This is a genomic window from Anaeromassilibacillus sp. An200, assembly GCF_002160025.1.
Taxonomy (GTDB): Bacteria; Bacillota; Clostridia; order Oscillospirales; family Acutalibacteraceae; genus Caccousia; species Caccousia stercoris.
The window spans coordinates 14,205-28,900 of sequence record NZ_NFJU01000035.1; the positions used below are offsets into that span (position 1 = coordinate 14,205).

At 59.1% G+C, this 14,696-nt stretch carries 8 protein-coding genes and 1 pseudogene; 5 read left to right on the forward strand and 4 right to left on the reverse strand.

Annotated features, from left to right (window positions below):
• Positions 1–188: 188 nt before the first annotated feature.
• The 3 genes from recG to B5F35_RS14405 all read right to left on the reverse strand — a co-directional run bounded on the left by recG (position 189) and on the right by B5F35_RS14405 (position 6,337).
• Positions 189–2,222, reverse strand: a complete 2,034-nt coding sequence (gene recG, locus B5F35_RS14395; RefSeq protein WP_087242189.1) for an ATP-dependent DNA helicase RecG — start codon at positions 2,220–2,222, stop codon at positions 189–191.
• A 95-nt stretch (positions 2,223–2,317) separates the two neighbouring features.
• On the reverse strand, positions 2,318–3,985 hold the full coding sequence (fakA, locus tag B5F35_RS14400) for a fatty acid kinase ATP-binding subunit FakA (protein WP_087242169.1): 1,668 nt from the start codon (positions 3,983–3,985) through the stop codon (positions 2,318–2,320).
• A gap of 105 nt (positions 3,986–4,090) precedes the next feature.
• Positions 4,091–6,337, reverse strand: coding sequence for a helix-turn-helix domain-containing protein (locus B5F35_RS14405; protein WP_087242171.1), 2,247 nt, complete (start codon positions 6,335–6,337; stop codon positions 4,091–4,093).
• 367 nt (positions 6,338–6,704) lie between these two features.
• Here B5F35_RS14405 and B5F35_RS14410 point away from each other — a divergent pair, with 367 nt between their 5' ends.
• From B5F35_RS14410 to B5F35_RS14430, 5 genes are all read left to right on the forward strand, one after another.
• Complete coding sequence (locus tag B5F35_RS14410; protein WP_087242173.1) at positions 6,705–7,658, forward strand: ABC transporter permease; 954 nt, start codon at positions 6,705–6,707, stop codon at positions 7,656–7,658.
• Complete coding sequence (locus tag B5F35_RS14415; RefSeq protein ID WP_242969540.1) at positions 7,658–8,551, forward strand: carbohydrate ABC transporter permease; 894 nt, start codon at positions 7,658–7,660, stop codon at positions 8,549–8,551. The genes B5F35_RS14410 and B5F35_RS14415 overlap by 1 nt, the downstream gene beginning before the upstream one ends.
• A gap of 69 nt (positions 8,552–8,620) precedes the next feature.
• Positions 8,621–10,180, forward strand: a complete 1,560-nt coding sequence (locus B5F35_RS14420; protein ID WP_087242177.1) for an extracellular solute-binding protein — start codon at positions 8,621–8,623, stop codon at positions 10,178–10,180.
• A gap of 132 nt (positions 10,181–10,312) precedes the next feature.
• Entirely contained in the window at positions 10,313–11,707 is a 1,395-nt protein-coding gene (locus B5F35_RS14425) for a sulfatase (RefSeq protein ID WP_087242179.1), read from the forward strand.
• Positions 11,708–11,719: 12 nt separating this feature from the next.
• Positions 11,720–13,174, forward strand: coding sequence for a sulfatase family protein (locus tag B5F35_RS14430; protein ID WP_087242181.1), 1,455 nt, complete (start codon positions 11,720–11,722; stop codon positions 13,172–13,174).
• Between the two features lie 572 nt (positions 13,175–13,746).
• On the opposite strand, the pseudogene B5F35_RS19455 reads toward B5F35_RS14430, so the two are convergent.
• Positions 13,747–14,696: pseudogene (locus B5F35_RS19455) on the reverse strand (hypothetical protein); the annotation flags it as partial.

The window sequence follows — 14,696 nt, forward strand, 5'->3', positions numbered from 1 at the left end:
AACATCATCTATCATCCTTTCCCGGTATGGGACTTACGGCTTTCTGCCGGTGTCCCGTTGTTTTATTTCCCTTTTGTGACTCTTATTATGCAGGGCAAATGTGAAAACTATGTGATGAACTGGGAACAGTTTGATGATTATTTTAAGAACAAAATATGAAACCCCTTGTTTCTTTTTGTCTGTCCATTTCAGCCGGACGTCTGTCCGCCGCCGGTGCGCTGCGCATACCGCCGCAGCCTGCGGTGCTCCGGCAGGGAGAGCGTGGGATCGGCGCGCAGGAGTGCGGCGGCGGCGTCCTGCGCGTCGCGAAGCACGGCGAGATCCTCGGCCATGTCGGCGATGCGCAGTGTGGGCAGGCCGTGCTGGCGGCTGCCGAAAAAGTCGCCGGGGCCGCGCAAACGCAGATCCTCGTCCGCCACGCGGAATCCGTCCGTGGTGGAGCACAGCACGCGCATGCGGGAGACGGCTTCCTGATTTTGCGCGTCCGTGACGAGGATGCAGTAGGACTGCTGGGAACCGCGCCCCACGCGCCCGCGCAGCTGGTGCAGCTGGGAAAGGCCGTACCGCTCGGCGTTCTCGATCATCATCACCACAGCGTTCGGCACATCCACACCCACCTCCACCACCGTGGTGGAAACGAGAATATCCAGATCCCCACAGGCGAAGCGCCCCATGACCTCCTCCTTCTCGGCGGGCTTCATGCGTCCGTGCAGTTCTCCAATCCGCAGGCCGGGCAGCTCCTCCGTGCGCAAGCGGGCGGCGTACTCCGTGACGCTGGCGCGGTCGTCGTCCCCCTCATCGATCATCGGGCAGATGATGTAGCTCTGCCGCCCCTCCTGGGCGTGGCGGCGCAGAAAGCCCAGCGCGCGCCGCCGCTTTTCCGAGGAGATCGCGTAGGTAAGGACGGGCGTGCGTCCCGGCGGCAGCTCGTCAAGCACGGAGAGATCCAGATCGCCGTAGAGCATCAGAGCCAATGTGCGGGGGATCGGCGTGGCGCTCATGACCAGCATATGGGGCGAGCGGCCTTTGGCCGTGAGGGCGGAGCGCTGTCCCACACCGAAGCGGTGCTGTTCGTCCGTGACGGCGAGGGCCAGCCGGGCAAACTCCACCCCCTCCGAGAGCAGGGCGTGGGTGCCGACCGCAACCTGCGCGCTGCCGTCCGCGAGCGAAGCGAGGATCGCGGCGCGCTCCTTTTTGGGCGTGGAGCCGGTCAGCAGGACTGTGTGTACGTCCGTGCCGGAGAAGAAGGAGGACAGCGTCGCAAAATGCTGGCGGGCCAAAAGCTCCGTGGGGGCCATGAGCGCGGCCTGCGCCCCGTTTTTCGCCGCCTGCCAGCACAAAGCCGCCGCCACGGCGGTTTTGCCGCTGCCCACGTCGCCCTGTACCAGACGGCGCATCGGGGAATCCCCCGCCATATCGGCCACGGCCTCCCGCACGGCGCGGCGCTGCGCGCCCGTGGGCGTAAAGGGCAGAAGCTGCCAGAATTCCTCTGTGGCGTCCTGTGTCATGCGCCAGCCGGATTCCCCCCGTTCGCCGTTTTTGAGCAGGAGCAGCGAGATCTGGAGCAGGAACAGCTCCTCAAAGATGAGGCGCCGCTTGGCCTCCTCCAGCGCCTGCATGGTGGAGGGAAAATGAATGTCCTCCAGGGCCTGCCGCAGCGGGCACAGGCCGTGCGACTCGCGCAGATCCTCCGGGAGAGGGTCGTGCACCGTTTCGGGCAGGAGCAGCAGCGCCTGTTTCATGGCCTGCTGAATGGTGCGGCTGTTGAGCCCTTCCGTCTGGCGGTAGATGGGGCGCACGGGCGGGCACGACGCGGCGGGAAAAAATTCCGGGGTGGTCATGCCGGGTTTGAGGTGAAGAAACGTCACCTTTCCGTAAAAGAGATATTCCTCTCCCTCGTGCAGCGCGTGGGAAATATATGGATTGTTGAAATAGGTGAGGGGAAAAACCGTCTCGCCGTCGTCCGCGAAGCCGCGGTACAGCGTAACCCCGCCGTGCACACGGACGGCGGAGGGGGTGCGTGTCACAAAGGCGCGCACAGCGCACGGCTGATCCGGGGAAGCCATACGGATGGGGATAGGGTGGCTTAAATCTTCGTAGCCGCGCGGGAAGGTATACAACAGATCGCCCACGGTCGGCGCGCCGATCCGCTCAAAAAGCTTCGCCTTCTTTTCCCCCACGCCGCGCAGGGCTGTGATGGGTGTTTGAAACAGGGATGCCACCGCCTTTTTCCCTCCTTTGAGAAAAAAATCCGGGCCGCACACGCTTTCGCGAGGCCGCGGCCCGGAAGAAAATACAGTTGATAAAGGGGGTTGCGTTATTCCACGGAAATGAGGAAGTAGTACACAGGCTGCCCGCCGTTGACCAGCGTGACCTCGATATCGCTCGATACCTTGGTGCGGATGCGGTTGTACGCGTCGTTCGCCTGCTCCTCCGTCACATCGCTGCCGTAAATGATCGTGATGAACGAGGTGCTGCGGCTCACCATGGAGCGCGTCAGCTTGCTGCAGGTGTGCACGATGTCGCGCTCAATGAGCGTCAGCTTGCCGTTCTCCAGGCCGAGGATGTCGCCCTCGGAGATCTTGTGCCCGCCGTACTCGGAATCGCGCGCCGCAAAGGTGACGGAACCGGTGTTCACACGGGAAGCGGCCTCCATCATGCTGACGGTGTTCTGCTCCGTGGAAGCGTCCGGGTCGTAAGCCAGAAGCGCGGAAAGCCCCTGCGGGATGGTGCGGGTGGGCAGCACGATGACTTTGCGGTCCGTGACCAGCGGGATCGTCTGCTCCGCCGCCATGATGATGTTCTTATTGTTCGGCAGCACCAGGACCGTCTTGGCCGGGGTGGCGCGCACAGCCGCCAGGATATCCTCAGTGCTGGGGTTCATCGTTTGTCCGCCGCTGACGATCTGGGCGCAGCCCAAGTCGGAAAACAGCGTGTTGAGGCCTTCGCCCGCCGCCACCGCGACGAAGCCGACCTCCTCGGTGGGCTCAACAGGAGTCAGCGGTTTTTTTTCCGCTTTGGCCTTGTTCTCCTCGTTGGCTTCCTGTGCCTTGCGGTGCTGCTCCTTCATGTTTTCAATCTTCACGGTGAGCAGCTGGCCGAAGGTCAGACCCGCCTGCAAAGCGTTGCCGGGATCCTCGGTGTGCACATGGACCTTGATAATCTCCTCGTCGTCCACCACAACGACGCAGTCGCCGATCCCTTCCAGGTACGCGCGCAGCTCGGAAGGCTCCTTCTTGCATTCGGGATCGCGGCCCACGATGAATTCGGTGCAGTAGGTGAAGTTGATTTCCTGGTCGAACTCCGCCGCGGCGTTGCGGAAGAAGTCGTCGGAGGAAAGATCGCTCTTGGCTTCGGGCTGCTCGTTGCTGACGATCACGCCGTCCTTGAATACGCTGAGCATGCCGTCGAAGATGTAGCACAGGCCCTTGCCGCCCGCGTCAACGACGCCGGCCTTTTTCAGCACGGGAAGGAGGTCGGGCGTCTGCTTTAGCGCTTCCGCCGCGCCCTTGCAGATGGCGCTCCACACATAGACGGGATCGTTGTCGATCTCCGCCGCCGCGCGGCCCTTCTCGCAGGCAATGCGCGAAACGGTGAGGATGGTGCCCTCGGTCGGCTTCATGACGGCTTTGTATGCGGCCTCCACGCCCACGCCGAGCGCGTTGGCGAGATCGGAGCCGGTCAGGGCGGCCTTGCCCTTCACGCTCTTGGAAAAGCCGCGGAAGAGCAGAGAGAGGATGACGCCGGAGTTGCCGCGCGCGCCGCGCAGCAGGGCGGAAGCAGCCGTATGCGCGATCTGATCCGCGCCGCCCTCCTCGGCCTTGGCCAGCTCTTTGGCTGCCGCACCGATCGTCATGCTCATGTTGGTACCGGTATCGCCGTCCGGCACGGGGAAGATATTCAGCTCGTCGACCTGTGTTTTGTGGCGGGCGATATTGTTAGCGCCGGAGATCAGGGCGTCGCGAAGCTCATTTCCTTGAATCACATACAGCACTCCCTTGAAAAGATATTTCAGTAAACATCAAGAGCGGGGGCTCGTTATACTGATCAAATTTATACTTCCCTATTATAGCATATCCCCCGGACAACTTCAATCACTATCTTTCCCGTCATCCGTGGAATTGGAGCCCGTTTCAGGCAGATTCTGACGGCGGAAATCCTTCGGAGTCAAGCCGGTGAATTTCTTGAAAAAGCGGATGAAGCTGCGCACATCGTTGTAGCCGAGGCCGGAGGCGACGGCGTTCACGGTGGCATCCTCCCGCAAAAGCAGTTCCTTTCCCATCTCGATCCGGTAATAGTTGAGGTATTCGGAGATGGTCTTTCCCGTGGCCAGCTTGAACAGCTTGTTTAGATAGACGGGGTTGACTGCCACCTGCTGGGCGATCTGCGGCACGGAAATATTTTCCCCATAGTGCCGCTCAATAAACGCGATCGCCTCGCGCACATATTGATAGGATTTTTCCGGCAGAGCCGAGCCCGCGTCGATCTGCGCGGAGCACCAGCCGAGCAGGATGGACAGGCAGGCGTCGCAGGAGGGGGCGCTGTCCAGCTTTTTCATGGCGGCGGTGAACGGCGCGGTCTGGCTGGGGATGTCCAGCTCAAACAGCCGGGCCTGCACATGGTACAGGATCAGCTGGGAAAAGCGCCGCAGCTGAACTGCGTCCTCGGGGCCGGGTGTGAGAGCGTCGAAGCACTGGGAAAGCCGCTCCCGCAGGGCGGGGGCGTCGCGATCCAGCACGCACTGGGCCAGGCCGCGGATGAGCGAGGGATCCACCGGCAGGGCATATTCCCCCGGACCGCTGAGACCCACGGTTTCCTCCTCGTCGAGAAAGGGCATGGCGCGGCGTGCCTGCAAATACGCCTGATACGGCACACGCACCCCCTTCGGGCCGATTCCGGCGGAGAGCAGGACAGGCATGGCGATGGCCTCGCGCAGCTCCCGGCTCAGTTCGCCGCACAGCCGCTGCAATTCCTTCTTGATGCCGGGCGTGTAATCCATATTAATAAGGAAAAGCACATTCTGCGATTCTCCGAAAGCGCTGTATACCCGCCCCAGCGGGGCAAGCTTTTCGAGCGAATGGCGGCGCACAATCATTTTCAGCGGCTCGCGCAGTGTGTTTCCCGGCTCGTTGACGCGCTCCGGCAGGGAAGCGGAAATAACGGCGAAGGAATCGAAGGGGAAGGAGATCCCCTGCTCGCTGTAATCTTCTGGCACCTCGGTGTAATTGCCAAGCAGCGTCAGGATAATTTGGTCGCGCACGAGCGGCAGATCCCTCTGCATCTGCCGCTGGATCCGGCTGACCTCATCGCTCAGCCGGTCAAAGGCGCTGTTGAGCTGATCGTATTCGTTTCCAGGATCGATCACAAGGCTTCCGGCTTTGCGGACCAGCTGATCCACCGGGCGCAGAAGGGAAGCACTGTAAATGTATGCGCCCACGGCGGACAGCACCAGGATCGTGAGATACACGATGACGGCGGCAGGCACGAAGGGCATGAGGGAGTCCCACAGCACAGAGCGCGGTACCAGCACAGCGCACTGCACGTCCGTTCCCTCGCCGGAGCAGGCAGACAGGAACCCATGCGAGGAAGCATAGGCATTCGCGTCGTCAAAAAATGTGCCGGTGCTTTGGAAATCCTTCTGGGTGCTGTAGATCGGTACGCCCTGATAGGACAAAAGGATCCCATAGCCGGGCTGGCGGCGGGCTTCAATCAGACGGCTCACGGTTTCAAAGGAAAGATGGATGGCAATGAAGCCCGTGCCGTTGGAGGAATCGATCGGCAGGCGGAGCAGATAGGTCGCCACAGGGATTGGATATTGCTCGCTGTAGTAGCGTACATAGTTTCGTCCGACAAGCCATTTGGCCCCCATGATGCTGTTTTCCTCGATCAGCGCAATCAGGTCACGGCCGGGATAGTCGCTGAATTCGTACATGCCCATGCGGGAAACATAGACACGCCGCGGTTTCAGCAGAAAGATGTCGACAGATTCGTAATCGATCGTACTGGAAAAGGCGGAGAGATCGGAGCTGACGTCCACATAATCATCCAGCGAGGGACGATCCAGATTCACAATCTCCTTGACGGACTTGAGTGAAGAGATCGAAACCGCGTTGGACTGGATGGCGCTGAGCGTCCCCTGCATATCCGCGCAGACGGTGTTCGCCGTGCCGACTGCCTTGTCCGTCATTGTCCCGGAAAGCTGGCGGACCACAAAGGCAACAATCAGGAAATACAGAAGCGTGCAGATGATGAGGGACAGGCATAAGGCAGAGCGGAAGTGGCGCGAAGACAGGATGCGCCGGAATTCATTTTTGTGGGGAAGCGAAAAGCGCTTCATGGGATCCCTCCCTAGAGACTTTAGAAATCAAAGGCAAAATATGCCGCTTTTTTAAAAATCTATATAAATCATACCAAAACAAGATCAAAAAATCAAATTTGTATAGGCGAAAAGCATAGCAAAAAATCAGTTTCTTTTCATGGAAAAGTTGAATATTTGAGTTTTTTTCTCCTGAGAATGGGCTTTTTTCTGCTTTGCCATCAAAACAAAAGAAGTGGGATTGAATTTTTGATATGGAAAAGATGTAGAAACGAAAATATAATAAAAGCACAAAACAAATTCACACAAATCAAAATGTTTTGACGAATTCGTGAAATTGCCTCGTGGACAAAAGGATCCAGCGGGGGCAGGAAAGGGAGGAGTTCATATGGCCGCAGCAACCGTGCGCAGGCCTCCTGCGAAGAAAAAAGAAGGGGTGGCAGGATTTTTCCGATACCTCTGGAAGCATAAGTACATGTATCTTATGTTGGTGCCCGCCATTGCGTTTTATGTCATCTTCTGTTATGTGCCGATGTACGGTGCGACGATGGCTTTCAAGGATTTCAATCCCATGATGGGCATCTGGGACAGTCCCTGGGTCGGCTTTGAACACTTTGAACAGCTTTTTGCGCTCGACAAATTCTATTCCGTTCTGTGGAATACGATCTCGATCAGCGTCATCCGCCTGATTTTCGGCTTCCCCTTCCCGATCATTGTTGCCCTCATGCTCAACGAGGTGCGCAGCAAAAAGCTCAAGCAGGGGATCCAGACCGCCATCTATATTCCGAACTTCATTTCCTGGGTGGTGCTCGGCGGCATTATGGTGAATCTGCTTTCCACCGATTCCGGCATCGTCAATGGCATCATCAAGGCGTTTGGGTTTGAGCCGATTGGTTTCCTGGCGGACGATCGCTATTTTGTTGGCACGATGGTCGTCTCGATGATCTGGAAAACGTTCGGATACAACACCATCATCTATCTTGCGGCACTCACTGCCGTCGATCCCCAGCTTTACGAGGCTGCCACTGTGGATGGCGCGGGACGCTGGAAGCAGCTGTTCCACATCACCCTGCCCTGCATCATGTCCACCATCGTGGTTATGTTCATCATGCGCATCGGCAGCCTGATGCAGGCCGGCTTTGAGCAGATCTTCGTGCTTTACAATCCCGGCGTGTACGGCGTGGCCGATATCATTGACACCTATGTATACCGCATCGGCTTGCAGGAGGGAAAATTTGAGCTGGCCGCGGCTGTGGGCCTGTTCAAATCCGTCATCAACTTTGTGCTGATTATCATTGCGAACAAGATTGCCCGCATGGCCGGAGAGGAGGGCGTGTACTGATGACAAAGGTGAAACGCGATCCAAGAAACCGGATCCGCCGCAGCTTCGGGAGCCGCCTGTTTGATGGGATCAATATCATCCTGCTCGTACTTCTGGCGATCACCTGCATCTATCCGTTCTGGGATACGCTCGTGGTCTCCTTCAGCTCACTGAAATCCTATCTGAGTACGAGTGTTCACCTGTGGCCGAGCGAGTGGTCGTTTGAAGGCTATCAATTCATGATCAGCAACGCCGATCTGTGGACCTCCTACGCGAACAGCATCTTTATCACGGTGGTTGGTACGGTCATTAACCTGATTGTCACCGTCATGGCGGCGTATGTCCTTTCCAAAAAGGACCTCAAGGGACATCGCGTGCTGACCTTCCTCGCTGTATTCACCATGATGTTTTCCGGCGGCATCATCCCAACGTATATTGTCGTCAAGGATCTGCATCTGATGAATACCCTCTGGTCGATGATTCTCCCCACCGCGATCACAACCTCCTATCTCATCATCATGCGCAATTTCTTCTTTGATCTGCCGCATGAGCTGGAGGAATCCGCAATGCTTGACGGCTGCACCGAGGTGGGAGTGCTCTTCCGCATCATCCTGCCGATTTCCCGCCCGTCCATGATCACCATCGCGTTGTTCTATGCGGTGGATCACTGGAACGACTTCTTCTCCGCGATTCTGTATATCATGGACAACAGCAAATGGCCGCTCCAGCTGTTCCTGCGCTCCATGCTCTTCGAGACGGAAGCATCGTATTCCAGCTCCGCGAGTCTCTTCCTGCTTGGCCAGCCGATGAAGATGGCGGCCATTATGATGGCGATTATTCCCATCATGCTGATGTTCCCCTTCTTCCAGAAATATTTCGCCAAGGGAATATTGATGGGGGCTGTCAAAGGTTAATAAAATTTTGTTAAAAAAGGGATCCAATTCAGACGAAAATATGATATCATCAGGAAAGGTGGTCTATCTATGAAAGGAACCAAGAAAATTATCGCGCTGCTTCTGGCCGCGGCGACAGCGTTTTCCGCCGCTGCCTGTTCGGGCGGCGGGCAGACGGCTTCCGGCGGCGCTGCCTCCGGCGGGGCTTCCCAGGAGGGAAATTCCGATCCTGTGCCGATCAAATGGCTGACGACAGGTGACGCGGCCGCGGAGCCGATTGAAAGCGGCGACCGTATCATCACGGAGATCAACAGCCGTCTGGGTATCAATCTGGAAGTCCAGATCGTGCCGGAGGGCAACGTGGAGAAGGTCAATGTCGCCATGGCTTCCGGCGATTATCCGGATGTTGTGACCGGCGCTTACGGCACCTCCGCCACACAGGGCTGGATCGACAACGGTATGGTCGTGGAGCTCAACCAGTTCTTTGACGCCAACCCCGACATGAAGGCATGGATTGAGAACGACTATCCCTGGAGCGGCACCGACGGCAAGTACTACGGCGTTCCCTTTATCGTACAGTACAACTCGGCCAATAACCTGATCATCATGCGTCAGGACTGGCTCGACAATGTGGGCTTGTCCTATCCCAAGACGCTTGACGAGATGCGCGCCGTGCTCGAGGCCTTTACCAATGAAGATCCCGACGGCAACGGCCAGAACGATACCGTGGGCTACACGGCGGAAAAGCCCTCCAACACAGGTGGAACCGGCTTTGACTGGGTATTCTTCGCCTATGGCAGAGAGTATTCCGATTATGCCCTCGATGAGAACGGCAATGTCATCCCGTGGTTTGAGTATGACGGCTTTGTGCCGGCTATGACGTACATCAAGGATCTCTGGGATAGCGGCTTGGTTGACAAGGAGCTCATGCTCAACGACGCAACCAAAAAGGAAGAGAAGTTCTATCAGGGCCGCGTGGGCGCGATTCCCGCCGTGCTGTACCGTCACGTCAGCCGCCAGGAAAACAGCCTGCACGAGCTGTTCCCCGATGCTTCGATGGTCTATGATCTGCCCCCGACAGGCGAGGACGGAAGCTTTGGTCTGAACAAGCAGGGCAAGAACGGCATGTTCACCTGCATCACAGCCGCATGCCAGAACCAGGCAAAGGCCGCTGAGTTCATCAACTTCATGGTCTCCGACGAAGGCAACGAGCTGCTTCGTCTCGGCCTGGAGGGCATCCACTACACGAAGGACGGCGACACCATTACCTATAATGAGGAAGAGCGCGCGAAGGACGCCTTCTCTCCCGATGGCTGGGCGCACGCTCTGGCCTGGGGCTCCTTCTATTGGCCTCTGGAGAGCGGCTACATGCCGGATACCGAGCCCAACAAGGAACGCGCCCTTGAGACGGTTGAGATGGCCACTGAGGCACAGGTACCGAACCTGGTCAAGCAAAAGACTCCCCTTGAGATTGAAAATGGCAGTTCCCTTGAGGATATCTTCATTCAGTATTTCTCCGACATGCTCCAGGGCAAGATCGAGATCGAGGCCGGAGCCAAGGAGCTGAGTGAAAAATGGCGTTCTCAGGGCGGCGAGGAGATGCTGAAAGAAGTCCAGGCCGCCTATGAGGCACAAGGGGCCGCAGAATAAATCTATTTCGGTAAATCTCTCCTGACATAGTCCGAACTTCATAGCTGCAAGTGGACACGCCGCGTTCCCCCTCCCTTTGGGAGGGCGGAGCGCGGCGTCCCGTCCTATCATTTTATAAACGGAGGTTGTGTCATGCCAAAAAAACCGAATATTATTTTCATCTTCCTGGACGACATGGGGTGGAAGGATCTGGGCTGTACCGGCTCCACCTTCTATGAGACCCTCAATATCGACCGCCTGGCGCGTGCGGGCATGGTGTTTCCGAACGCTTATGCCGCCTGCCCGGTGTGCTCCCCGTCCCGTGCCAGCTATCTGACGGGAAAATATCCCGCCCGCGTGGGCGTCACAGACTGGATCGACATGGAGGGCTCCATGCATCCGCTCAAGGGACGTCTGATCGACGCGCCCTACCTCAAGCATCTGCCGCCGGACGCGCGGACACTGGCCGCTTCCCTGCACGACGAGGGCTACGCTACCTGGCATGTGGGCAAGTGGCATCTTGGCGGTGAGGAATACTATCCGGAGCATTTCGGCTTTGAGAAGAACATCGGCGGCTGCTCCTGGGGGCATCCGCACCAGGGGTATTTCAGTCCCTATGGCATCCATACGCTGAAGGACGGCCCGGAGGGCGAGTATCTCACCGACCGCATCACTGATGAGGCGATCCGCTTGATCCAGTCCGGCGAGGAGCGGCCGTTCTTCCTGAACCTGTGCCATTATGCCGTCCATACGCCGATCCAGGCCAAGCAGAAGGATATTGATCGTTTCCTGAAAAAGGCGGAAGCCATCGAAGAAAAGGAGCAGGTGCTCGTCACCGGCGAAAAGATCCCCGCGCACCACGGTTCCCGGGTGATCCGCCGCATGGTGCAGTCAAACGCCGAGTATGCAGCCATGATCTGGAATCTCGATGAAAACATCGGCCGCCTGATGCAGGCGCTCGAGGAGAGCGGCAAGGCGGATGATACCATCGTGGTCTTTACCTCCGACAACGGCGGCCTTGCCACCTCTGAGGGCTCGCCCACCTGCAATCTGCCTGCCCGTGAGGGAAAGGGCTGGATGTACGAGGGCGGCACGCGCGTCCCTCTCTTTGTCTGGTATCCGAAGCTGGTGAAGGCGAACACCTGCTGCCGCACGCCCATCACCACGCCGGACTTTTATCCCACCTTCCTCGACCTCATCGGCGCGGCGGACAGGCTCCCGCAGGATCTCGACGGTGTGAGCTTCCTTCCCCTGCTCAAGGGCGAAGCAATTCCTGAACGCCCGATCTTCTGGCATTATCCCCATTACGGCAACCAGGGCGGCACGCCCGGCTCGTCCGTCGTGCTGGGCCGCTATAAGCTGATCGAATTCTTTGAGGATAACCACTGCGAGCTGTATGACATCGAAACCGACCTGAGCGAGCGGAACAACATTGCGGCGGAACACCCGGAGAAGGTGGAAACCATGCGCGCCATGCTGCACCGCTGGCAGCAGGACGCGGGAGCGAAGTTCCCCAGCGTCAATCCGGATTGGAACGGGGAAGACTGATGAGGTGAAACGATGAAAAAGCCCAATATCGTTTTTATTCTGAGTGACGATCAGGGCCCCTGGGCAATGCACTGTGCCGGAACCCCGGAGCTTTACACGCCGAATCTCGATGAAATCGCGCGGCGCGGGATGCGATTTTCCAGCTTTTTCTGCGCGTCCCCCGTTTGCTCTCCAGCGCGTGCCTCCCTGCTGACGGGCACTATCCCTTCGGCTCACGGCGTGCTGGACTGGCTGCGCTCCGGCAACGTTGACCGGGAAAAGTTTGCCGCGCAGGGCGAGGAAAACCCCTACGGCGGCTACCGCGACGAGGACAAGCCGATCCAGTATCTCGCAGGCAAGACGACCTACACCGATATTCTGGCACAGAACGGCTACACCTGCGCGCTGGCGGGAAAATGGCATCTGGGAGACAGCGTGACCCCGCAGCATGGCTTCTCCAAATGGTATACAATCGGGAAAGGCGGATGCTATTATTACCATCCGGATATTGTAGAGCATGGGGATATCCATGTGGAGCACGGAAAATATGTGACGGATCTCATCACGGATAAGGCGCTCGAGTATCTGGACGAGCTGGCGGCGGAGGATGCTCCGTTCTATCTGAGCGTCCACTATACCGCGCCGCATTCGCCGTGGGGGCCGGAACATCATCCGAAAAAGTGGCTGGACTATTATCAGGACTGCAAATTTGAGAGTATCCCGGATATCCCGGATCATCCAGATATGACGACGGGGCCGGTGTACGGCACGCCGAACCGCGAGATCAACCTGCGCGGCTATTTCGCGGCGATCTCCGCGATGGATGAAAATATCGGCCGCATTTTGCAGCGTCTCGACGAGAAGGGCCTGACGGACAACACCCTGTTGATTTTTGCCGCGGACAACGGCATGAACATGGGCCAGCACGGGATCTGGGGCAAGGGCAACGGCACGCGTCCGATGAATATGTACGACACCTCCGTGAAGGTGCCGTTCCTCATGGCGTATCCGCCGCTGATTCCAGCGGGCTCCGTCTGCGACGACATGGTGAGCGCCTATGATTTCTTCCCGATGCTGCTGGATCTGCTGGGCTTTGACCCGCAGACGGCGGCGCGCCTGCCGGGGCACAGCTTCCTGCCATGCCTGCGGGGCGAAGCGCTTCCGGACGGCGGCGAGGTGGTGGTATTCGACGAATACGGCCCCGTGCGCATGATCCGCTCAAAGGAGTACAAGCTGGTTATCCGGTATCCTTACGGCTACCACGAGTTCTACGATCTCAAGGCCGATCCGAATGAGGAGCACAACCTGTACGGCGATCCCCAATACGACGCTCTGATTCTCTCCTATCGCCGCAAGCTGGAAAAATGGTTCAACACCTACGCGGATCCGGACATTGACGGTTCCCGTGAGGGCGTCACCGGCTCCGGCCAGCTCTGTTCCCCCGGCCTCTACGCCCAAAAACTTGTCAAATATTCCCTCCAAGGCTGAGCCTTGACGCAAGTCGCGCAAGCGACGGGCTTGCCCGTCGCCCGGCTTAATGAAGCACATCGCCCCCTCTGCGATCTCACGTCGCAGAGGGGGCTTGCTGTGCAGCCCGCGGCCCGGCCACGGAGCGGCACGGAAGGTTGGCTGTGATTTTCAGCTGGGTTCTGATTGACGCGCACAGCTTCCCGCAAGCCCGTGCCCTCCACCCACGGGAAACCTCACGCCCTGGCTAACGCCAGTTCGCGGCTTGAACTTCAATTTTGCGGTTCTGCGAACCGGAAAATCAAAGTTCAGCAGCTCAGTGCTATCCGCAAACTCCCGTAGAGCCGTACCCTAATCCACGGAAAACCTCGAAATTATTCCCTACGCTAATTTTGAGGTTTTCCCCCACCAGCCGGCCAGTCTTGCGCGTCAGCGCAAATTTGGCCGGCCGTGACGGGGGAAAGGGGGCGGTAAACGAACGTAGAAAACAAAGCGTGGGGTTCGAAGGGGCAAAGCCCCTCGCGGTTCTTTCCCCCATTTCTTGGCGGCAAGAAATGGGGGGCCGCCGCGGCCTGAGCGAATTGCTCCCCGCTTTATTGCAGCGAGAGCGCGGCGCTGGCCTGGCCGGAGATCACCTGAGCCGGATCCGTGCCCGAGGCCGAAGCGTAATAGACCAGCAGCAGCCGTGTTCCGGCGGGCTCGGAAACGGAAATGGGGCCGGAGACAGCCGAGAATGTCTGCCCGGCGGGCACCTCGCCCGTGGCGGCGGGGGAGAGTGTCACAGCGGTTTCCGGGATCGGCGTAAAGGAGGACGCTCCCGGCTGCTGGGCAAACATGAGCGCCGACACATTCAGCACCGTGCCGGACAGGCTCAGGGGGAAGCTGCTGCGGAAGCTTGCGGCAATGCCCGTGATCGTTGCGGCAGAGGGCAGGGGGAACGAGAAGGCGCTGGCCTCCTGTCCCGGAGCAAGCTCAGCCGTGAGCGGGGAAGGGATCTGCACAAAGCTGCCGAAGCCGAGGAAGCAGGGCTGGCCCGCTTCGCCAGAAGAGCCGGTCGTCAGGCTGACGGTGCCGCCCGAAGCAAACGGAATCACGGAGACGGACGCGGGCAGAACGAAATCCAGCACGTGGTTCGGGGATCCCGTTGTGTCGATAACGGCGGCTGTCTGTCCCACGGTTGTCGTGCCGATGGTGATGGTGTCGGCGGCTCCCGCGGCTCCCGTGGAACCGGTGGAGCCGGTCGGCCCCTGCGGGCCGGTCGGGCCTGTGGCTCCTGTGGGGCCGGCCGGACCCTGCACGCCTTGGATTCCCTGGACGCCCTCCGGCCCCGTGGGGCCAATCGGGCCGGGAACACCCTGGATCCCCTGTACGCCCTGCGGGCCTCTCGGGCCCATTGGTCCTTGCGGACCGGCGGGGCCTTGCGGGCCTGTTGCGCCTGTCATGGTGGCACTTCCGGCGGGGCCCTGCGGGCCCATGGGGCCGGTTGGCCCGGTCGGGCCCATCGGTCCGGGGCAGGGGCAGGGGACGCAGCACGGAGCGGGCG